Here is a 19,523-nt window from a genome sequence, read left to right on the forward strand (position 1 = left end):
GACGGGGTCACTTGCGCAGATTCAGGGTTTGCATCACGACAGCGGACATCTCTTCCACGCTTTTCGTGGCGGAGTTGAGGAAGGGGATGCCCGTGCTGCGATAGAGGTTCTCCGCACGCCGCAGCTCAGCGGTGCACTGGGGCAGGCTGGCATAGTGCGAATTGGGTCGTCGCTCGTGCCGGATCTGGCTCAGACGTAGAGGAGTCGTGGTCAGCCCGAAACAGCGATCGGCGTACGGAGCTATGCGGCCAGGCAGGTCCTCGTGAGGGAGGTCGTCGTCTGTCAGCGGGTAGTTGGCGACGCGAAGGCCGTACTGCAGCGCGAGGTACATCGACGTGGGGGTCTTGCCGCATCTGCTCGGCGCGATGATGATCACCTCGGCGTGCTCGAGAGCCCGGTAGCTCTGTCCGTCGTCGTGCTCGATGGTGTACTCGATCGCCTTCATGCGGCGGAAGTACCGTTCGGCATCGGCGAGTGAGTGGTAGCGTCCGAAGCCCTCTGATGAGGTTGCGTCGAGGGCGGCCTCGAGATCAGTGAGATGACCTCGCAACAGGTCGATCCGCACCGCGGGCACGTCGGCGAAGGCGCGGCTGATCTCGGCATCCTTCACGGTGAAGAAGACGATCGGTGGTTCCTGTTCTGCCGCGACGCGACGGATCGTCTCGACGACTTGGTGCGCTTCCTTCACGCTCTGGACGAACGACATCGTTCGGCGCACGAAGTCGAAGTCGGGGAAGTTCGCCAGCAACGCGTCTCCGAGGGTCTCCGCCGTGATGCCAGTGCTGTCGGATACGAAGAACACCATGCGTGGTCGGGAAGGAGTCGTCATCGGCTATCACCTCGCCACCACCCTCGTGGAAGCGAATGTTTCGGATGTGTGCGCGGCGCACTGCGTTCCTCACCTGCTTGTGCATCGGCTCCACAGGTGGAGGGCGCCGCGTGGCGAGACTCGGTCGACGTGGCGCTCGTGCGACGGCGACCCTGCCGGGTTCAGGTCCGCGGGTGCGGAGCCTGCCACGGCACATGGTCTTGAATGTGCCCGCGTAGTTGGACGGCCAGCTCCTCTAGTTGCGGGGCAGCGTAGTGATTCCTGTCCCAGGAGGCGTAAAGCGAGATCTGCAGCGGCTGACCTGCCGCATGCGCGGGGGCGGACTGGAGGCCGAAACGAGCCGGTTCCGTCACGAGAGCCCAACCATGCCCGGCTGCCGCGAGCGCTTGGGCGACGGTGCCGGTCGCGGCATCTCGCATGAGCCACGAACGTGATGGTGTCGACAGGCGTTCGCGCACTGCGGGCTGCACGCCGGTGCGGGGAACGATGAGCCATTGATCGTGGAGGGAGTCGAGATCCACTGGATTCGCATCGCCCCAACTGCCGGGCCGCTGAACAGTGATCGGAATGTCAGCGACGCAGAGCGAGGCTCGATCGTTCGGGGGTCGCATCGAGCTCACGCCGAGGTCGGCGTCACGTTCGATCGCATGGTTGATATCGGGGGCTTCGGTGAGTCGCAGGTCGACCACCGGTGGGTTGAGGTCGGCCATGTACGGGGCGATCACCAGGTCTGCCGTGGTGGGTGGGCACGCGATCACGAATGAGGATTGACCGTGCTTCGAGCGCATGAGGGCTTCGCCTCGTCGGAGCGCCTCGAGGACGCTCGTGCTGATGCTGAAGAGGGTCGCACCGGACGCGGTGAGCGCCATTCCCGTGTGCATCCGCCGAAAGAGGGCGGCTCCGAGGGAGTGCTCGAGTTGAGCGATCTTCTTCGACACAGCGGGCTGTGTGATGTGCAGGGAATTCGCTGCTGCAGTCACCGAGCCGAGCCGCGCGACCGCGACGAAGTAGGTGAGGCTTTGACTATCCATTCCCGCAGGTTATCGCCAACCGTCCTATTATTCATTGGACGTAATGGCCTGCTCTCCCCGAGACTCATCAACATCGCACCGACACGCGTGCGCATTCGAAGGGGAACGGTTATGCAAGGACGCTCGACCAGCCGCGAACGAACATCGGTCATCGGCGCGTTCATCGGCAACTCGCTCGAGTGGTTCGACTTCTTCGTGTTCGGCACGGCCAGTGCGCTCGTTTTCGGCCGCGTGTTCTTCCCTGAGATAGATGCGGGCGCCGCGCTGCTGGCTTCCTTCGCCACGCTGTGGGTCGGTTTTCTCACTCGGCCGCTGGGGGCGTTGATCTTCGGACACTTCGGCGACCGAGTCGGTCGCAAGAATGTGCTTCTCGTGACCCTGCTGCTCATGGGCACGGCGACGGCGTTGATCGGAGTGCTCCCGGGATACGCGCAGATCGGAATCCTTGCGCCGATTCTGCTGGTCGTCCTGCGCGCAGCACAGGGGCTGGCCGTCGGAGGCGAATGGGGTGGCGCTGTCCTCATCGCCACCGAGAACGCAGCTCCGGATCGCAAGACGATCGCGGCCGCATGGGTGCAGCAGGGGAGTCCCGTCGGGTCCCTGCTGGCCACCGGATCGTTCGCGCTCGTGGGGATGCTGCCCGATGAGCAGTTCTTCGAGTGGGGGTGGCGGATCCCTTTCCTCGCCTCGACGATCCTAGTCGTCGTCGGCATCGTTCTGCGGCTCCGGCTTCAAGAGTCAGAGGAGTTCGTCACGGCGAAGGCCGAAGGAAACGTCGAGAAGGCTCCGGCGCTTGCCGTGCTTCGTCGTGCCCCTCTCGTGCTCGTGCTGGGAATCGCGGCATCGGTCATCGCGATTGCAATGGCCTACTTCACCAACACGTTCCTACTGGCCTGGGCGACCGGCCCCCTGGGTATCGAGCGTCAGGTCATACTGAACGTTCTCGTCGGCGCCACGGTCGTGCAGTTCATCGCACAGTGGCTCGCGGGCCATGCGGCACAGAGGTTCGGTCGACTGCGGGTGATCTTGATCGGGCTCGGGCTGTCACTGGTCTTCGCGGTGCCGTTCTTCGCGGCCATCGACAGCGCGAACGTCGTACTCATCGCTGTGATGCTGTACGTCTCGTTCGCCGGCGTCACCATCTACTTCGCCGTGTACGCGAGCTTCCTCGCCTACGCGTTCCCGCCGGAGCTGCGGTACTCCGGAGTCTCACTCGCCTATCAACTGTGCTCGTCGGTGATCGGGGGATCGACGCCGCTGGTCGCCCAGTGGATCCTGAACGCCTCCGGCAACAACCCGTGGGCTGTGATGGCCTACTACGTCGCGCTGCTGCTGGCGACGACAGGTGGCGTCATCGGTCTCTACCGCGTCGGTTACCGGCGCCAGGCTTCGCTCGTCGCGGAGGCGGCACACGAAGGGGTGTCCGGCAAGTGACACGAGAGCATCTCGAGGTCTCGGGCGGGCCCTCCTACGCGCGCGGTAGCAGTCGCGGGCTCGCGCTGAGCACACGGCTGGGTGACGTCGTGGGGGGATACCTGTCGCTGTTCGCGATCGGGGGGCTCGACACCGACCGTGTGCGTGAACTGGCTTCGCGGATCGAAAAGAACACGGCGCAGTGGGACTCCCGGTACGTCGACGAGATGCACGGTATCGCGGCGGGAGCAGGCATCCCAGCATGGCAGGTGATCGCGTTGAACGGTCGGACCGAGATCATCTCCCAGTCCACCGCCATGTCGCCGGCCGAGTGCTCCGTGCTGGTCCGTGAGCGGGGCGCTCGGGGTCCCGTCGGGATTCAAACGTGGGATTGGCAGGACGAGTTCTCCTCGTTCTGGCATACCCAGACGGTTCATGGCAGTGCCCGGAGTTTCGTGGGGCTGACCGAGCATGGAATCCTCGCCAAGATCGGTGTGAACGATGCCGGGCTGGGTGTGTTCCTGAACATCCTCTCGAGCGCGAGTGACGAGGTGAGCGGGGTGCCGGTTCACCTTCTGCTCGCAGCGATCCTGGAAACCGCGGCGACTGTCTCAGACGCGATCGACCTGCTTCGCTCCGCTCCGATCGCCAGCTCGAGTGCGATCACCCTGATCGATCCGCACCGAGCCGTCACCGTGGAACTCAGCCCGGTGGGTATCGCCGTCATCGAGATGGGGGCACAGCGCCATCTCGCGCACACGAACCACTTTCTGAGCGATGGGCTCGTATCCGGCGAGAATCCCGGCAGCTTCGGCGACGACACCTATGCGCGATTGCAGTTGATCGACGAGCGGGCTGACGAAACGGAGTCGCCGTTCAGCCCGAGCGAGCTGGTTCCGCTGTTGCTGTCCGGCCCCGGCGAACCGCACCTGTGTTGCGTCCCAGAATCGGATGCACGATTCGGATTGAGATGGCGAACGCTGGCAACGGCGACCATCGACCCGTTGGGCCCTCTGATAAGCATCTTGGACGGAGCCCCGGCCGTGGCGGGTGACCTGCCCTGGCGCGACTTGTTCCCACGTCGCCCGCAAGCGATCAGTCGCTGAACGTCCACTCATCGAGAAGCGCATCCATCGCCGGAAGCGCGGCGGACAGGCGATCGAGGAGGTCGACGATCTCTTCCTCCGTGATGGTGAGCGGAGGGCAGATCATGATGGCGTTGTTGTACGGAGCGATCCCCGCGGGGTACACGATCAGTCCGTGCTCTCTGCAGAGCCGCACGAACGCCCCCGCCGCATTCCGGGAAACATCAGGGGTGCGCAGTGATTCGGCATCCGTCACGAACTCGAAGCCCCAGAGGAGGCCCCGACCGCGGATGTCTGCCATGCGTGGGTGCACGGCCTGGAGTTCGCGCAGCCCAGACTCGAGCTGCCGTCCGCGCTGTCGAGCGTTGTCGAACGCGTCTTCGCGTTCCAGGATGTCGAGCACAGCCAGGCACGTGGCGGCGCCGAGCGGATTTCCCGAGAAGGTATGTCCGAACGGGGCGACGCCGCTGCCGATCGCGAAAGCCTCGACGATCGGCCGGCGCAGGAGCACTCCCGCCACCGCTGCATAGCCACCGCTCATGCCCTTTCCCAGGAGCAGGAGGTCGGGCACGACTCCTTCGCCGCCACACGCGAACCACTCTCCAGCGCGCCCGATACCCGTGATCACTTCATCGACGATCAGCAGCACACCGAGGCGGTCGCACATCTCACGCAGCGCGGCGAGATAGCCGACAGGTGGGACGAGTACTCCGCCTGCGGCTCCCACGATGGGCTCGACGATCACCGCAGCAACCGTGTCAACATCTTCGGCGCGCACGGCGGACTCGAACTCTGCGACCACGCGGCGTCCGTACGCTTCCTCCGTTTCGCCGTCAGCGGCGAAACGCCAGGCGTGGGCGGGGGGCGCGACGGCGAACGGATGCAGCAGATCACCGTAGTCGGGACGACGGGCAGCGTGACCAGACATGGACAGCGCACCCATCGTCATGCCGTGGTAGCTGGTTCCACGGCCCAGGATCTTGGTCTTCCGCGGAAGACCCTTCTCCCGCCAGTACCCCACGGCTGTGCGGATGGCGTATTCGGAGGCTTCGGACCCGCTGTTGACGAAGAACGCGAAGTCCAGGTCGCCCGGAGCATGAGCGGTGAGACGCTCTGCGAGCTGTTCCGCAGGCCCGTTCGTGAACTGCGTGCGGTACGTGAAAGCGACGCCGCTGGCCTGGGCGCGGATCGCGTCGCCGATCTCGGCGACGCCGTGTCCGATGCTGGCCGTCATCGCACCACTGGACCCGTCGAGATACACCTTGCCGTCCGTGTCGTAGAGGTACACGCCACTGCCGTGAGTCACTTCGGGGTAGTGCTCGCGGATGTTCTGCTTGAGCAGTGCGCTGGAGGGCAGCTCGATCATCAGTCGTGCTTCTCGCTTTCGGTGGTCGTGGCGGCGTTGGCGAATGAACGAGTGGGGATGCGGACGGTGAGAGGGGCGAGTTGCTCTCCCTCTGCGTACGATCCGCCGAAGTGTTCAGGTCCCACCCCACTGAGGCGCACAGCGCAGTTGAGCCACATGGTGACGTCTCCGTCGTGGATGCGCGGAGGCAGGTCGATCGCGGCGATCTGCTGCTCGACTCCCCCACCTCGGTGGTGAGGCGGGCCAGCCCATCGCCGACGGTGATCCGAGGTCGGCTCACGGAGACGGACAGGAGGCCGTGGTGTGCCGTGAAGCTCACGGTGCCGCGGAACGACAGAATCATCGTTTCCCCGACGTGCGCGACGCCCGCCAAGGGAAAGAAGAACTCGCCGGTGCTCGTGACCGCCGCTCCCGCATTCCAGCCGATGTCTCCGTCGCGCATTCCGCGGATGTACTGCAGGAAGCTGTCCTTCACGCTCCACGCGAAACCCAGGTCTGCTCTGGCCGTGAAAGGGGATGCCGCGGGTGATCCTTCGTCGGCCGGCGCCGAGGCGCGAGACGTTCCGTCGATGCTCATGCTGCTCCTGCTTTCCTGCGCTGATTGCTTGTGCGGATGCTCATCCCGGATCAGACGGGAAGGTCGATCGCATCCACTCCGACGACGCGGCGTCCCTGGGAGAATGCCACCCCGTGTGCGGGGTCATGACCGCCGACGCCCGCGCTGCCCCAGAAAGTCTGCTCTGAGCCATCGGCGAGGTCGGCCATGAAGGTGCCGTTGATCCGGACTTCACCGGCGCGTATCCGCGAACCCGTCTGCAGAGCAGCTTCCTCGTCTTCGCCGAACACGTATCCATCGAGGCCTCCACCGGGGAGATTCGCGATCTCGACGGCCTCATCGACGGACTCCACCGCGTGCACCGAGAGCGCCGGACCGAACAGTTCGGTCCGAGCCGCAGTGGCATCAATATCGGTCACGATCGCGGGCTGGAAGAACCATCCGCCCAGATCGGGCAGAGTGCCTGCACGCAGAACCGTCGCACCGCCGGCGGCGTATTCTGCGAGCTGGGCTTCGAGCCGATCGTGGTGGACCCGATAGGCGAGCGGTCCGAGTTGGCTGTCGCCCGCGAACGAGTGGTCGATACGCAACGCGGCGGCCTGCAATACGAGAGCTTCCACGAGGTCGTCTCGGAGCTCCTTCGGAACGAGCACCTTGCCCGGCGCCTCGCACCACTGTCCGTTCAGGCGCGTTGTGCCCGCGATCAGCAGCGCTGCCGTGCGTTCGATGTCGGCATCCGGCTGAACGATCGCAGGATTGTTCGATCCCAACTCCAGCTGCACGACTGCCAGTGTCTCGGCGGCGGCGCGAGCCACCGCCCGACCGGCGGGGAGTCCGCCGGTGAAGCTGATGGCTCGAACCCGCGGGTCGCTCGCCAAACCGCTGCCGACGGCGCCCGCGCCATGGACGAGCTGTGCGGTCGCCCGGGGGAAGTCGTGTTCGTGCAGCACGGACTGCAGCAGTTCGAAAGCGATCTGAGCCCCGCTGGGTGTCCACTCTGACGGCTTCAGGATCACAGGAGAAGCCGCGCCGATCGCCCCGCTGACCTTCGAGACCGCAACGAACGTCGGAGCGTTCCACGGTGCGAGCACCAGCGTCGGCCCGAGTGCTCGGTGCAGCAGCCGAACGGCACGCCCTCCCGCTTCGAGCGAGTGACCATCGCCGATCTCATTGGTCTGTCGTGCCGTGGAGCGCACACGTGCACCGAGGAAAGACGCGAGCGTGCGCGTCGTCGCGATCGGATTGCCTGTGGAGATCGCATCCTGCACGGCGATGTCTTCGACGTGGGCATCGAGCGCATCCGCCCACGCCTCGAGGGCTGCGGCGCGGATGGCCGCGGGAATGCGGTCGAGTACCTGGGAGGTGTGGAGAGCATCGGCGGCGCGCAGCGCATCGTCCACGTCCCGCGCGGTGGCGCCCAACTGGGATGTGCGCTCGGCGCCGGAGTTCGGGTCGTGCAGCATGCCGAGCCGGTCGGCGGCCACGCGCCACTGGCCGTCGATGTAGAGGCGGGTCTCGACGATCGGGATCTCGTACATCACCAGGTCCCTTCTCCGAGCGCCACGACATTTCGAATGGACGAACGACTCGCCATGGCGGTGAATCCGTCATTGATCCCCGCGAGCGACACGGAGCCGGTCACCATCGCGTCCAGGTCGAGGCGACCCGAGCGGTAGTGGTCGGTGAGCGTGTCGATGTCGGCGAGGAAGCGGTTGCCGCCCATGTATGCGCCTTGCATTCGTCGATCTCCTTCGATGAGTTCAGAGGCTTCGATCGTGATCTGGCTGCCGGAGGGCATGAGGCCGAGGATCGTCGCGACGCCGCCCGAAGCCAGCAGTGAGAACGCCAGCTCGGCGGTCGCCGGTCGTCCGACCGCTTCGAACGCGTGGGTGACTCCTCCCGGTATGAGGTTCAGCACCGCATTCCGCACATCCTCGTCTGAGGAGTTCACGACATCCGTGGCACCGAGTCGGGTCGCCAGCGCGAGCTTCTCGTCATGCAGATCGATGGCGATGATGCGTCGCGCGCCGCTGAGTCGGGCTCCCTGGATCGCCGCCATGCCGACTCCACCGCATCCGATGACCGCGACGGTGTCGTTGGGACCGACGTGGGCGCCGTGAATCACGGCTCCCACGCCAGTGCTCACGCAGCATCCCAGCAGGGCCGCGACCGAAGGGGGAGGTCTGCGCCGACGACGGCGAGCGCGGATTCGGGAACCACGATCGCCTCGGCGAACGCCCCGATGGAGCCGAGCGACGTAATCGTTTCGCCGGCCTCATCGACGAGGAGGGGCTCCGCACGCTCGCGCATCTGACTGACGCGTGAGCAGCGAGTGGGCGTTCCCGATACGCACGCCGGGCACTGGCCGCAGCTCGGCGTGATGGTGACGACGACCCGGTCGCCGGGAGTGATGCGATTCACGCCGGGGCCGCAACGCTCGATGACTCCCGCAACCTCATGACCGAGAACCGCGGGAAGTGAGATGCCCATCGTCCCCTTGAGATAGTGGAGATCGCTGTGGCACAGGCCGGCCGCCGTGGTTCGCACCAGCACCTCACCGGACCCGGGCTCGTCCAGGTACACGGTCTCGAGCGCGAGCTGCTCGCCCGGCTCCCTCAGTACCGCCGCCTTCACCGGTATGCGTGGCATGTCATCCCCTTCAAGTTCACTCAGGGAATACTTGCGTGAACGCTCGAGTCACTCACGTGCAGGATGCACGTAGTGGACCGCTGCGGTGTGCGCGAGCGACATGGAATGAGCCGGTCGGCTCCGCATGCTGGGAACGTTGTGGACGGCGTTCAGGTTACAGGCGCCGAAGGCCTGAATATGGAGGATTTCGACATGGGTGATGATCAGCCGATCCGGATTACCGTGATCCAACCCGATGTGAAGGGGGACATCGATCGGATGGGGCGGTGGCTCAGCGACGAAGGCATCATTCTTCGCATCGTGCGGCCATTCGACGGCGACCTTGTCCCCCGCTCGGTCGAGGGCGACGGGCTGATCGTTCTGGGTGGGGCTATGGGAGCGCGCGACGAAGGTGAGTTCCCGTACCTTGCAGACATCAAGTCGCTGCTGCGCACTTCAGTCTCCGCACAGATCCCCGTGCTGGGTGTCTGCCTAGGCGCACAGATGCTCGCAGACGCGCTCGGGGGCGAGGTGGCGGTCGGTGCCCGCGGACTCGAAAGCGGGGTCGTGAAAGTCTCCATGCTCGAAGCATCCGCAAACGATCCGCTGATGCAGGATATGCCGGCTGAATTCCACATGCCGGCTCTACATTTCGACGCGGTTACTCGGCTACCCGAGGGGGCAGTTCTCCTCGGCACCGGGGACCGGTACCCGAACCAGGTCTTTCGCGTCGGCTCCGCATGGGGCGTGCAGTTTCACGCAGAGATATCTCCGGAGCGCTTCCTTGAGTGGCGCGATGAGGTGCCGGAGGCGATGCTGTCGCTGATCGATGAGCAGGCCCACGAGTTCACGGAGGCAGACGAGACGATCAGTGCCGACGCCAAGAATCTCGCGCAGCGGTTCGTGAGCGTGGTACGTGACCGTGTCGCATCCGCGAAGGCACGCTGAACGAGGGATGCCGCCCCAAAGTATGCGATATGCACACTTTGGGGCGCGATGATGGTCACCGATCACATCGGTGACCTCAGGGAAGGTCGCTACGTTGCCTCCAATCCCGAGAACGAGTTGAGCTCCTGGGGCCCGATCCCCACTCATCAGCGGGGCTGACCGCACATCAGGCTTTACGCACTGAGAGGTAACCCGAATGTCCACACACGCCACGAAGCGGAGTTCCGCCGAGTCGTCGACCGACCTCATGAAAGGGTCGATTCGATTCCTGACTATCGTGCTCATGGTTACGGCGGCGGCAGCGCCGCTGGTCGTCGTCTCCACCTACATTCCGATCTCGTATGCCTACGGGTCGGGATTCGCAACAGCGCTTACGTACGTCGCCGCGACGTTGATCCTCCTCGTGTTCTCCGTCGGCTTCGCTCAGATGGCCAAGCGGATCACGGCCGCCGGAGCGTTCTATAACTTCACCACGCAGGGCCTGGGTAAGCCCCTCGGTCTGGGCGCCGGCTGGACGGTGATGGCCGCGTACAGCATGATCGTGCCGGCGATCAGCGGAGGCTTCGGCTACTTCACTGCCCTGACGATGAAGACCTACCTCGGTTGGGACGTGCCCTGGTGGATCTGCAGCATCCTCGGCATCGGGCTGATGTGGCTCATCTCGTACTTCAAGGTGACCGTGGCAGGCCGCGTTCTCGGAATCGCGCTCTCGTTGGAGATCTTCGTGATCTTCATCCTGGCCACCTCCATCATCGTTCAAGGCGGTGCCCAGGGGCAGATGCCCGAAGTCTTCGACCCGTCCGGGTTCCTCGTCGCTCCGGCGATCGGCATCGGGTTCTTCTTCGCGTTCTGGTCGTGGATCGGTTTCGAGACGACGGCGATCTACGGCGAGGAGACCACCGATCCGAAGAAGGCGGTCCCTCGTGCGACGTACATCGCGGTGATCACGCTGGGCGTGTTCTACACGTTCGTCGCGTATGCCGGGCTCGTGGGGTTCGGAGATGAGTCGATGAGTCAGGCCGAAAGCCTGCTGGGTGACTACTTCTTCGTTCTGGCTGATGCGTACACCTGGCACCCGATCCGGATCATGCTCGACTTCCTCGTGATCACCAGCTTCTTCGCCTGCGCTTTCGCCTTCCACAACAACGCGTCGAGGTACCTTTTCTCGATGGGTCGTGACGGGATCCTGACCGAACGGCTGGGGCGCACGCACCCACAGCACAAGTCGCCCTACGTCGCCAACGGCGTGCAGGCTGTCGTGGCGATGGTCGTGGTCGCGCTGTTCGCGCTGGTTGGTGCGGACCCGCTTCTGCAACTGGGCACGTGGCTGCCCATCTTCAGCACCGCGGGTGTGGTGTTCGTGCAGTTCCTCGTATCGCTGGCAGTGATCGCCTACTTCAACCGGGTCGGGCGCAGCGGGGCCGGCGATATCTGGAAGACGCTGGTCGCGCCCGTCGTCGGGGCGGTCGCGCAGGCCATCGTGCTGATCCTGCTTGTGACGTACATTCCGTTCCTCGCCGGTGCTGATGAGGTCGTCGTCAACTTGATCCCCGTGTATGTCGCCGCGATCGTTCTCGCAGGGGTCGGATTCGCGCTCTACCTGCGCAAGCGAAGCCCTTCGCGATACGAACGCATCGGTCAGATCTACGACGAGAACGAGATGCCGGACGCGATGGACGTTCCGACTCGCGGTCCAGACGTCGAAGCCTGATCCGCACGCCAGGCGCGTCCCCTGATCTGCCCTTCATTGTGGGTGGAGCAGGGGATGCGCGCTTTTACGGCTAGTGTCGCTGAGCACGCATCGCGTCTACACGATCCGCAGCGACGAGAGTCGCGAGTGAAAGTACCGTCCAGTCGATCGCTGGATCGATGGGTGTCCCGAGAATCTGCTCGATGCGCTGCAAGCGCTGACGTAGCGTATTGCGGTGTATCACCAACTGTGATGCCGTCTCGTTCACGGATCCGCCGCACCCCGCCAGCACAGAAAGAGTGCGAACGAGCTGCGAGCCTTGATCGATGTCGTACCTCGTCAACGGCTCCAGCGTCCTCAGTCTGTCCAGCAGCGAGGGGGCGAGTTTTCCGACGATGCGCGTCAGAGGAAGGGCATCTTTGACCTCCTCGTAGACAGCGAGTGTCACTGCCTCATCGGAGTCGTATGCCTCGGTCCAATCGAGGGCCTCGCGTGCGTGCGTGAGGGATTGACGGATATGACCAGACGAGTGTGCAACGCTGCCTACGCCGATTGAAGCGACGAGACCCGCCTCGGCTGCCACACGGCGTGTCGTCTGAAGGATGCGGGCGGAGAGCTCGGGCGCGATGCGTCCGCCGGGAGCGTCGGCGAGCACCAAACCCCAGGTCGAGTCCAGCAGCACGACCGATCTGCTCCCCGCCGCGACCACGAGTGAATCTTTGAGGGTGCGGCTCGCAGTGCCCCAATCGCCACGCACCGAGTGGACGCGAACCAGAATCGGACAGATCGAGCCCTCGATCCCCAACTCGCCGATGATGCTCCCGGCTTCCACGTCATCCTGGGTGAACCGCAGGCGCGTCGCCAGAGTCGATCCGACCGAGTTGAGGTCGACTGCTTCGAGAAGCACGCTCAGCTGCATCGCGAGGGCGCCGAGCCGGTCGAAGTCGTCTGCGCGGAAGCGAGAAGTCCTGTAAAAGGAGAGGACGCCCCTCGACGCCCCCATCCCGAGTGCGACAGATGCGCGTTCCATGCTGGCGCAATGCTCGTCGATACTCGCCTGCGCAGTGGCGCGCGCATGGGTAGACCACAGGCGATGCGAGCCGTCTTCTGAGCGGAAGGCGAACATGATCGGCGCGGCCCCGCTTTCCCGCCTGCTCATGTACTCGAGCACACATACATCCGCGCTCAGGAGCTCGAGCAGCCGGCCGGCCGCGAACTCCAGGGCAGGGACGAGAGATGTGCGCGAGGCCGTAGGGAAGTCCAGAAGGAAGTGGGAGCTCGCCGACTGCCGGGCGAGGCTCGTCACGGTCTCGGCACGCACCAACCCTGAGGCGAGGAGCCTCCCGACCTCAACGGCAATGGCGAGCTCGTCATCACCGAAGGCATTCTCGTTCCGCGAGTAGAGGGCGAAAACACCGCGGAGCTGACTCTGCTCATCGGCGATCGGCGCAGCGAGGACCGAACTGAACTCCTCTTCGTCGATCCAATCGACACCGACATAACGCGGGTCATCCTCTGGCCGTTCGTTGATGATCACAGACTTCTGTCTCAGGGCAGCCCAACCGGCGATGCCTTCGCCGAGTCGGAGTCGAACCTCGTTGACCCCGATCTGCTGCGGAACCGCCCCTGCGACGCGGAGCACGAGCCGCTCTTGCTCCTCGTCCCAAAGATAGAGGAACACAGCTGCGGTGTCGGTTGCTGCGGCGACCAGGCGAACGGCTTCGTCGGCGAGTTCGGCGGGACTGCGCCCTTGCGTGAGCAACACCACGAGCTGCGAAAGGACGGCGGCTCGGCGCTCGGCGAGGGTTCCGCGTTCTGCTTCGGGCACGGTGTCACCTTCTGATCTAGCGCCTCCGAGGTCGAGGCCCATCGGAGAATCTACGTCGTCGATATGTCTCGGACATGTGCGACTGACACTTGCAACGACTCCAATGTGTGCGCGATGCACATCTTATCCGAGGTCGATCGTGAGATTCTCATAAGATCGCCTCTGGCCCGGATGCGCCGTCGCGGCGATTGCCGAGAGAGGGCTCCTCATGGTCGAGTCGAGTGGTGCGGTTCCGAACTCCGAGGGTGGCCCTGATGGCTGGTTCCCGCCGACTGAGTACTATCCTGTCTCGCTTGGCGCGCGACTCATCGCCGATCGATGGACGGTCCTCATCATCCGGGAGATTCTCGTCGGTGCGACCGGATTCAACGCGATCCATCGAGGACTGCCGGCCCTGTCGCGAACGCTGCTGTCATCGCGGCTCCGATACCTCGAGCGTATCGGGGTGATCTCGCACCTGGGCGCGACATCACCCGGGAGTCGGAGTGAGTACAGGTTGACGCAGTCAGGACTTGCATTGCGTCCGGTCCTGGAGGCTCTGGGTGTATGGGCGCGCGACTGGCACCTCCCTCCGACGTCCGTCGGTGAGGTTAACGTCGCGACGTTGATCTGGCAGATGTACCAGGGCATCGTCCCAGAGGTTCTGCCTCTGAGTGAGCTCACGCTCGCGTTCCGGTTTCCTGACTCGCGACTCTCCAGCGCCTGGATTCATGTGGGCCGGGAGGGCTCGCGGGCGTCTGTCGGAGTGCCGGAGCGGCAGCCCGATCTGACGGTGATCGTCGACGCGGGCGTGCTCAATGAGCTGTGGTGGGGCAAGCGCGCCTGCGCGGACGCGATCGCGCGCGGCGATGTCGGGTTCGAAGGCGCACCTGATCTGGCCGCGTCGTACACCGGCTGGTTCCGCCCCGCAACACTCACGGCCTGACTCACACCCTTTCAGGTTGCGTTCGGAATCAGAGCGTCATGGTCTCGCCGTCGGCGGGGATAAGGACGCGGTGTGCGAGGCCCATTGCTTCGAGGTGGGCGCGAAGCTCAGCGCGGGAGGTCGTCGCGTGGGCGACGGCATCCAGATGGCTCGCGATGATGATCGCACCCGGGGCCGCCTCGCAGACCTTGACGACGTCTTCCGGCGACATGATGATCGAGTCGTCGATGCCCGGGAGCTTCGCGTTGCCGGCATTGACCACGATGATGTCCGGCTTGTACTCGGCGATGTTCGCCTCGACGTATTGGTTCCACGTGGTGTCGCCTGCGATGTACAGGGTCTTCTCGCCGGGGGAGGAGAGGACGACACCCATCACCTCGGCGAGGATCTGGTACGCGGCTTGCACGGCGAAGTCAGAACCATGCTGGCCGGGAACCTTCTTCATCTTCACGCCCTTGAACTCGGGGTTGCCCGTGAGGACCGTGGCATTCTCGAACCTCTTGCCTTCGACGTGCGTGTACCAGACCTCTCCGGTAGCTTCCACGATCATCGCCTGCCCGTCGTGAACTCGATCGCGGTCGGCAGCGTGCTGAGTGAAGATCGGAACCTCGCTCGCGAGATTCTCGATCGCCGTCGGGTCCCAGTGGTCGGGGTGTAGGTGGGTGAGGATGACGGCATCGACGTTGACGATCTCCTCCATCGGGACGACCAACGAGACGGTCGGACCGGGGAACACGGTGGTGGCCTCGACGGACAGCCACGGATCCACGAGGATACGGGCGTCACCGATGTCCAGGACCAGTGTGGCGTTGCGGATCTGGCGGATCTTCATTGCGTACTCCTTCTGCTGTTGCCGTCATGTGCCGCGGCCTTCTATCGGAGCCCGCGGCGATCGGATGTTCAAGGTCATTCCACTCCTCGCTATGCGTTCACGGCAGTGCATGATCTGTACCTCTTCCCGCTGAATCACGCAGTACAGATTCGCGACTGGTTGCGCTGTGACGATCGGGTGGAGTCTGGAAGCACTGCATCCCCATTGAGAAGGAGAAGAACATGGAACCGACCACCGTCGACACCGCCCAGCTCGGGCGCATCTTCAACGCGCTTCCGGAGTCCTACGTCGTGGTTGATCGCGAGGGGGTGATCGTGGCGGCGACCGACTCGTTCTTCGCCGCGACCGGCTCTTCCCGTGAGCGCGCTCTGGGCGTCGACATTCTGCTGGTGTTCCCCGACAACCCCGATGACCCGGACGCGAAGGGGACTGAGGTGCTCCACGGCGCGATCAGCACGGTGATTGAGACAGGGCAGGAGGCCATCGTGCCGCCGGTGCGATATGACATGGAGCAGCCGGACGGTTCCTTCGACATCCGCTACTGGCAGCCGACATTCCTCCCGGTGGTCGCCGCCGACGGGAGTGTGGAGTTCGTCCTGCATGGTGCGAATGACGTGACGGCGCAGATCCTCGCCGATCAGGTGTGAGCTGCGCGCAGTGGTGAAGTGCCGTGGAATCGGGGCCTCACGCCCGCGCGCCGTCACGTGCAGACCAGTGCATGCACGGGAACCATCTCGTACGAGTACTGGCCGGAGCGCCCGGTTCCGGTGACGAACGCAGTCTCTTCTCCCCGCTCATCTGGCGCAAGAGGCTGCGTTCTCACGGTTGCTACGCAACTCGACGCGTTCACGAGTGCGCAGAACCAGCGGCGTCTAGGACGAGGTCGGAGCGCTCATCCCCGGCTTCGTCGCCTGCGACCCTGATTCCGGGGCCTGACCTCTTGTTGATCCACGCCAGCGAACCGCAGGGACGATCTTCCGGCCTTCGTGCGCTGACCCGCTCAACTGTCCGAGGAGGTTTTCGACAGCTCTCTTGCCGGCCTCCGCGGCCTGCACATCCATCGCGGTGATCCCCGGCTGCGCGTGGGCTGCCAGAGGGCTGTCCGTGAAGGCGGCCACCTCGACCTCCTCGGGAACGGCGAAGCCGAGTGAGCGCGAAGCGTCCAACGCGCCGAGAGCGAAGCGGCTCGGCCCGACCAGGATTCGGCGCGCCCCATCGCGGATCAATCCCTCTATCAACTTTCGCGCTCCCTGAACTCCCTCGCCCTCGTACAGGGAGATGACATCGAGCGGGCTGCCCTCTTCGTGGAAAACTTCGATGACGCTCTTCTTGACCTCTTCGTTCCACCGATTCGGTTCCGTGCCGGTGACGAGCGCCGTGTGAGTGCGGGCGCGATGGTCCAGACCGCCCAGAAGCTCCAGCACTCCGTGAGCGTGATCGATCCGCACGTCGAACTGGTCGTCCTGATCGTCGAACCCGTCGATGGTCACGACCGGCTTTCGAGCTCGATGCAACTGAGCGAGGACGGGATCGTCCCGAAAGGGGTGGGCAACGATATAGCCGTCAACCGGTAGGGACAGGTCGCACTCGCTCGCTGTGTTGGGCACGTGGACGAGTCCCCATCCCTGCTCGAGTGATGCGATGGCTGCTGTCCCCATGAGCTCCAGGAACCCCGCAGCGCCTTGGAGCGAGCCTTGCACTGCATCGCGGGGTCGTAACACCAGGCCGATGAGGCGGGTCGAGCCGCGTCGCAGGGCCGTCGCGACGGGGTCTGCCGCGTACCCCAGGGCGTCGATGGCCTCCCTGATTCTCTGAGTCGTGGACTCTGAGATCTTTCGACGCCCTGATAGCGCGTGCGACACGGTGGCCGGTGAGACGCCAGCCAGCGCTGCGACATCTTTGATGGTGACTTGGCGGCCGAGGCGGTCCCGCGCGGGCGATGATCCCGCCATCTCCTGCAACTCCTTCGCTGATCGCTTTAGAGGAGCTCCGAACTTGTGGTGAGCCAAGCGATCGCCATGGCCCGCAGGGGCTTCACGTTTCCATATTGACACGGATGGCCAGTTGATCTAGCTTTCCATCATGGGCCACAACGATTTGACTGGCATGAAGAACAAGATGCCGACCACATCGATCACGGTTGCCGCCGGTCAGTTCACTTCGACGTCCGATGTTGCAGAGAATCTCAGGGCGATCGATCTCCTCGCCATGAGAGCGTCTGCGGAAGGTGCGTCTTTGCTCACATTGCCGGAGTCGTCGATTATCGAGTGGACGTCGGATCCTGCCGAGATTCGACTCGTCGCCGCTCAGCACTCGGAGTCGTTCGTCGATCGGATGCGCTCCATAGCTGTCCGGCACGAGATCCACATCATCTTCGGTACGTACGCGCCGGACGCCGCGCACGAGCGGCCGTACAACCGGTTGCTCGCCGTAACCCCCGACGGTGAGGTGTCGGCGTCATACGACAAGGTTCATCTCTACGATGCGTTCGAGTATCGCGAATCGGAGTACATCTCACCTGGGCCTGTACTGGGGGACTTCTCAGAACTCTCGGTTGTCGAAATCGCCGGCTGGCGCGTAGGTCTGTTGAATTGCTACGACCTCCGCTTTCCTGAGTTGAGCCTCGGGCTCTTCCAGAGAGGAGTCGACGTCATCTCGATGAGCTCCGCGTGGGCCGAGGGGCCGAGTAAGGCGTTCCAACTGCGTACTCTGGCTTCGGCCAGGGCGATCGAAACGACCTCGTACTTCTTGCTGAGCAATCAGGCCGGCGCAGCCTCGACGGGCGAGAGCGCTGTCATCAACCCACATGGCCAGCGCATGGCAGAAGTGCTCACGGACCAGGGGCTCGCCATCGCCACGCTCGATCCAGACGTTCTGCGGCGAGCTCGAATCGCTCAGCCCGTGGAAACGAATCAGCGCTATCGACTGACAGGTCATTCGCGCTGATATCTCCCCCTCGCACAAGTTAGAAGGAGTACTCGGATAATGACGTCCAAGAACATTGATGAGCTGTCGGCATCGAAAACCCCGGATCGAACGCAACTGCGTAGAGTCCTCGCTTCAGCTGCCATTGGGCAGTTCGTCGAATGGTACGACTTCGTCGTCTATGCGTACTCTGCCACGGTCATTGCAACTCTGTTCTTCCCGGCGGAGGACCGTGTGGCTTCCCTGCTCGCGGTGTTCGCGGTGTACGCAGCCGGATTCGTCATGCGTCCCCTGGGCGCGATCATCTTCGGTCATATCGGGGACACCGTCGGGCGGCGCAATGTACTCGCCGCGGTGATTCTGATCATGGGTGGAGCGACGGTCGCAATCGGTCTGCTCCCGACGTACGGCCAGGTCGGAGTCATCGCCACCGTTCTTCTGGTTGTGTGCCGATTGGCGCAGGGTCTCTCCGCAGGGGCGGAGACGACAGGCTCGAACACCTTGGTGGCCGAGCATGCACCTGCTCACCGTCGTGGCTTGGCGGTCGCATTCACTCTGTCGTTTTCGACTGTTCCCGCTGTGTTCGCTTCACTGCTCATCCTCCTTCTTTCGAGCGGGTTGGGGAGTGACGCGTACGGTGAGTGGGGGTGGAGGGTTCCGTTCCTACTGGGTGGCGTCTTCGCTCTCGTCGGGCTCTACATCCGACAGAAGGTCGACGAGTCCCCCGAGTTCCAGGCCACGCGCAGGGGCGAATCTCCGGCGCTGGGCGGCAAACGAAGCTTCCCCCTGTGGACGGCGATCAAAGAATCTCCTCGTGCTGTCTTCTACGCATTCGCGCTGGCATCGCTCTCCAGCCTCGGCTTCTACACCTTGACCGGGTACCTGCCGACGTATCTCAGCGAAACGGTCAACCTCGATCAGGGCGTCTCTCTGGCGTCCAACGCGATCGCCCTGCTCGCAGTCTTCTTCGCGATGCCGCTCACGGGACTGCTGTCCGATCGGATCGGTCGTAAGCCCGTCCTGATCACGGGCGCGGCACTCTCCGCAATCGTCGCTGTCCCGGCCTATCTGCTCGCGAGCAATGGCACAGCTGTCGGGGCCATCTCAGGGCAGCTCCTCCTGGCCCTTGCGATCAGCGTGTTCTTCGGCCCCTTCGGCGTCGCGTTCATCGAGTTGTTCCCTGTGAAGAATCGGCTCAGCGGCGCTGGCATCGGCTACAACGCGGGCTATGTCCTGTTCGGTGGAACCGCTCCGTATGTGAGCACCTGGCTTGTGCAGGCCACCGGCGACCTGCTCGCTCCGGCTTATTACATGCTGGTGGTGGCGGCGCTCGTCGCCGTGGTCACCTTCGCGCTCCCCAAGGCGGTGCGGTAGCGGCAGCAGTGCGGGCGGGCCACCTCTGCTCGGGGGCGGTCGTGCTCGCTCGCGGCGTGCACTCCGGAAGACTCGCTGTGGTCGTCGGGATGA

At 64.2% G+C, this 19,523-nt stretch carries 17 protein-coding genes and 2 pseudogenes; 9 read left to right on the top strand and 10 right to left on the bottom strand.

The features are described from left to right. Nucleotides 1-7 precede the first annotated feature (7 nt). The gene (locus tag ACZZZQ_RS10335) at nucleotides 8-829 is read right to left on the bottom strand and encodes a pyruvate, water dikinase regulatory protein (protein WP_311258470.1); all 822 of its coding nucleotides are present in this window, start codon (nucleotides 827-829) and stop codon (nucleotides 8-10) included. 161 nt (nucleotides 830-990) lie between these two features. After that, nucleotides 991-1,860 carry a LysR family transcriptional regulator gene (locus ACZZZQ_RS10340; RefSeq protein ID WP_311258471.1) on the bottom strand — a complete coding sequence of 290 codons (870 nt, stop codon included), beginning with the start codon at nucleotides 1,858-1,860 and terminating at the stop codon, nucleotides 991-993. A 111-nt stretch (nucleotides 1,861-1,971) separates the two neighbouring features. Between ACZZZQ_RS10340 and ACZZZQ_RS10345 the strand changes: the two genes are divergently transcribed. Then, entirely contained in the window at nucleotides 1,972-3,294 is a 1,323-nt protein-coding gene (locus tag ACZZZQ_RS10345) for an MFS transporter (protein WP_311258472.1), read from the top strand. Further along, on the top strand, nucleotides 3,291-4,379 hold the full coding sequence (locus ACZZZQ_RS10350) for a C45 family peptidase (protein ID WP_311258473.1): 1,089 nt from the start codon (nucleotides 3,291-3,293) through the stop codon (nucleotides 4,377-4,379). Before ACZZZQ_RS10345 ends, ACZZZQ_RS10350 begins: the two co-directional genes overlap by 4 nt. Here ACZZZQ_RS10350 and ACZZZQ_RS10355 read toward each other — a convergent pair. The 5 genes and pseudogenes from ACZZZQ_RS10355 to ACZZZQ_RS10375 form a co-directional block, all read right to left on the bottom strand. Further along, nucleotides 4,369-5,724: an aminotransferase family protein gene (locus tag ACZZZQ_RS10355; RefSeq protein ID WP_311258474.1), complete on the bottom strand. Its 1,356-nt coding sequence runs from the start codon at nucleotides 5,722-5,724 to the stop codon at nucleotides 4,369-4,371. The two genes, ACZZZQ_RS10350 and ACZZZQ_RS10355, sit on opposite strands and share 11 nt — an antisense overlap. 214 nt (nucleotides 5,725-5,938) lie before the next feature. Continuing rightward, nucleotides 5,939-6,301: pseudogene (locus tag ACZZZQ_RS10360) on the bottom strand (HtaA domain-containing protein); the annotation flags it as partial. Nucleotides 6,302-6,351: 50 nt separating this feature from the next. Further along, a complete protein-coding gene (locus ACZZZQ_RS10365; RefSeq protein WP_311258806.1) occupies nucleotides 6,352-7,818 on the bottom strand; it encodes an aldehyde dehydrogenase family protein in 1,467 nt (488 codons plus the stop codon). Then, a complete protein-coding gene (locus ACZZZQ_RS10370) occupies nucleotides 7,818-8,426 on the bottom strand; it encodes a zinc-binding dehydrogenase (RefSeq protein WP_463507495.1) in 609 nt (202 codons plus the stop codon). Before ACZZZQ_RS10370 ends, ACZZZQ_RS10365 begins: the two co-directional genes overlap by 1 nt. Further along, entirely contained in the window at nucleotides 8,423-8,929 is a 507-nt protein-coding gene (locus ACZZZQ_RS10375) for an alcohol dehydrogenase catalytic domain-containing protein (protein ID WP_463507496.1), read from the bottom strand. The genes ACZZZQ_RS10370 and ACZZZQ_RS10375 overlap by 4 nt, the downstream gene beginning before the upstream one ends. 192 nt (nucleotides 8,930-9,121) lie before the next feature. Between ACZZZQ_RS10375 and ACZZZQ_RS10380 the strand changes: the two genes are divergently transcribed. Together ACZZZQ_RS10380 and ACZZZQ_RS10385 are read left to right on the top strand one after the other, a co-directional pair. Further along, a complete protein-coding gene (locus ACZZZQ_RS10380; protein ID WP_463499043.1) occupies nucleotides 9,122-9,856 on the top strand; it encodes a type 1 glutamine amidotransferase in 735 nt (244 codons plus the stop codon). A 247-nt stretch (nucleotides 9,857-10,103) separates the two neighbouring features. Beyond that, entirely contained in the window at nucleotides 10,104-11,567 is a 1,464-nt protein-coding gene (locus ACZZZQ_RS10385) for an APC family permease (RefSeq protein ID WP_463499947.1), read from the top strand. A 70-nt stretch (nucleotides 11,568-11,637) separates the two neighbouring features. Here the strand turns inward: ACZZZQ_RS10385 and ACZZZQ_RS10390 are convergent, their stop codons facing one another. Further along, nucleotides 11,638-13,416: a helix-turn-helix domain-containing protein gene (locus ACZZZQ_RS10390; RefSeq protein ID WP_463499044.1), complete on the bottom strand. Its 1,779-nt coding sequence runs from the start codon at nucleotides 13,414-13,416 to the stop codon at nucleotides 11,638-11,640. 166 nt (nucleotides 13,417-13,582) lie between these two features. Here ACZZZQ_RS10390 and ACZZZQ_RS10395 point away from each other — a divergent pair. Both ACZZZQ_RS10395 and ACZZZQ_RS10400 read left to right on the top strand, forming a co-directional pair. Next, a pseudogene (locus ACZZZQ_RS10395) lies at nucleotides 13,583-13,927 on the top strand (winged helix-turn-helix transcriptional regulator); the annotation flags it as partial. Nucleotides 13,928-14,119: 192 nt separating this feature from the next. After that, nucleotides 14,120-14,299 (top strand): hypothetical protein, encoded by a 180-nt coding sequence (locus ACZZZQ_RS10400; protein ID WP_463508114.1) that lies wholly within the window; start codon nucleotides 14,120-14,122, stop codon nucleotides 14,297-14,299. Nucleotides 14,300-14,327: 28 nt separating this feature from the next. Here ACZZZQ_RS10400 and ACZZZQ_RS10405 read toward each other — a convergent pair whose 3' ends face one another. After that, nucleotides 14,328-15,131, bottom strand: coding sequence for an MBL fold metallo-hydrolase (locus tag ACZZZQ_RS10405; protein WP_311258481.1), 804 nt, complete (start codon nucleotides 15,129-15,131; stop codon nucleotides 14,328-14,330). A gap of 221 nt (nucleotides 15,132-15,352) precedes the next feature. Between ACZZZQ_RS10405 and ACZZZQ_RS10410 the strand changes: the two genes are divergently transcribed. Then, a complete protein-coding gene (locus tag ACZZZQ_RS10410; RefSeq protein WP_311258482.1) occupies nucleotides 15,353-15,778 on the top strand; it encodes a PAS domain-containing protein in 426 nt (141 codons plus the stop codon). A 225-nt stretch (nucleotides 15,779-16,003) separates the two neighbouring features. On the opposite strand, the gene ACZZZQ_RS10415 is transcribed toward ACZZZQ_RS10410, so the two are convergent. Further along, nucleotides 16,004-17,083 (bottom strand): LacI family DNA-binding transcriptional regulator, encoded by a 1,080-nt coding sequence (locus ACZZZQ_RS10415; RefSeq protein ID WP_463507497.1) that lies wholly within the window; start codon nucleotides 17,081-17,083, stop codon nucleotides 16,004-16,006. 130 nt (nucleotides 17,084-17,213) lie between these two features. Here ACZZZQ_RS10415 and ACZZZQ_RS10420 point away from each other — a divergent pair, with 130 nt between their 5' ends. Together ACZZZQ_RS10420 and ACZZZQ_RS10425 are read left to right on the top strand one after the other, a co-directional pair. Then, nucleotides 17,214-18,077: a nitrilase-related carbon-nitrogen hydrolase gene (locus tag ACZZZQ_RS10420; protein WP_463499047.1), complete on the top strand. Its 864-nt coding sequence runs from the start codon at nucleotides 17,214-17,216 to the stop codon at nucleotides 18,075-18,077. A gap of 39 nt (nucleotides 18,078-18,116) precedes the next feature. Then, nucleotides 18,117-19,430 (top strand): MFS transporter, encoded by a 1,314-nt coding sequence (locus ACZZZQ_RS10425; RefSeq protein WP_463499049.1) that lies wholly within the window; start codon nucleotides 18,117-18,119, stop codon nucleotides 19,428-19,430. The last annotated feature ends 93 nt before the right edge of the window (nucleotides 19,431-19,523 follow it).

The organism is Microbacterium sp. AC132, from assembly GCF_979258525.1.

Excerpts from the sequence above, each read along its gene's own strand:
- ACZZZQ_RS10335 (WP_311258470.1), bottom strand. The coding sequence starts at position 829 with ATGACGACTCCTTCCCGACCACGCATGGTGTTCTTCGTATCCGACAGC.
- ACZZZQ_RS10340 (WP_311258471.1), bottom strand. The coding sequence starts at position 1,860 with ATGGATAGTCAAAGCCTCACCTACTTCGTCGCGGTCGCGCGGCTCGGC.
- ACZZZQ_RS10345 (WP_311258472.1), top strand. The coding sequence starts at position 1,972 with ATGCAAGGACGCTCGACCAGCCGCGAACGAACATCGGTCATCGGCGCG.
- ACZZZQ_RS10355 (WP_311258474.1), bottom strand. The coding sequence starts at position 5,724 with ATGATCGAGCTGCCCTCCAGCGCACTGCTCAAGCAGAACATCCGCGAG.
- ACZZZQ_RS10365 (WP_311258806.1), bottom strand. The coding sequence starts at position 7,818 with ATGTACGAGATCCCGATCGTCGAGACCCGCCTCTACATCGACGGCCAG.
- ACZZZQ_RS10375 (WP_463507496.1), bottom strand. The coding sequence starts at position 8,929 with ATGCCACGCATACCGGTGAAGGCGGCGGTACTGAGGGAGCCGGGCGAG.
- ACZZZQ_RS10380 (WP_463499043.1), top strand. The coding sequence starts at position 9,122 with ATGGGTGATGATCAGCCGATCCGGATTACCGTGATCCAACCCGATGTG.
- ACZZZQ_RS10385 (WP_463499947.1), top strand. The coding sequence starts at position 10,104 with ATGAAAGGGTCGATTCGATTCCTGACTATCGTGCTCATGGTTACGGCG.
- ACZZZQ_RS10390 (WP_463499044.1), bottom strand. The coding sequence starts at position 13,416 with ATGGGCCTCGACCTCGGAGGCGCTAGATCAGAAGGTGACACCGTGCCC.
- ACZZZQ_RS10405 (WP_311258481.1), bottom strand. The coding sequence starts at position 15,131 with ATGAAGATCCGCCAGATCCGCAACGCCACACTGGTCCTGGACATCGGT.
- ACZZZQ_RS10410 (WP_311258482.1), top strand. The coding sequence starts at position 15,353 with ATGGAACCGACCACCGTCGACACCGCCCAGCTCGGGCGCATCTTCAAC.
- ACZZZQ_RS10415 (WP_463507497.1), bottom strand. The coding sequence starts at position 17,083 with ATGGCGGGATCATCGCCCGCGCGGGACCGCCTCGGCCGCCAAGTCACC.
- ACZZZQ_RS10420 (WP_463499047.1), top strand. The coding sequence starts at position 17,214 with ATGGGCCACAACGATTTGACTGGCATGAAGAACAAGATGCCGACCACA.
- ACZZZQ_RS10425 (WP_463499049.1), top strand. The coding sequence starts at position 18,117 with ATGACGTCCAAGAACATTGATGAGCTGTCGGCATCGAAAACCCCGGAT.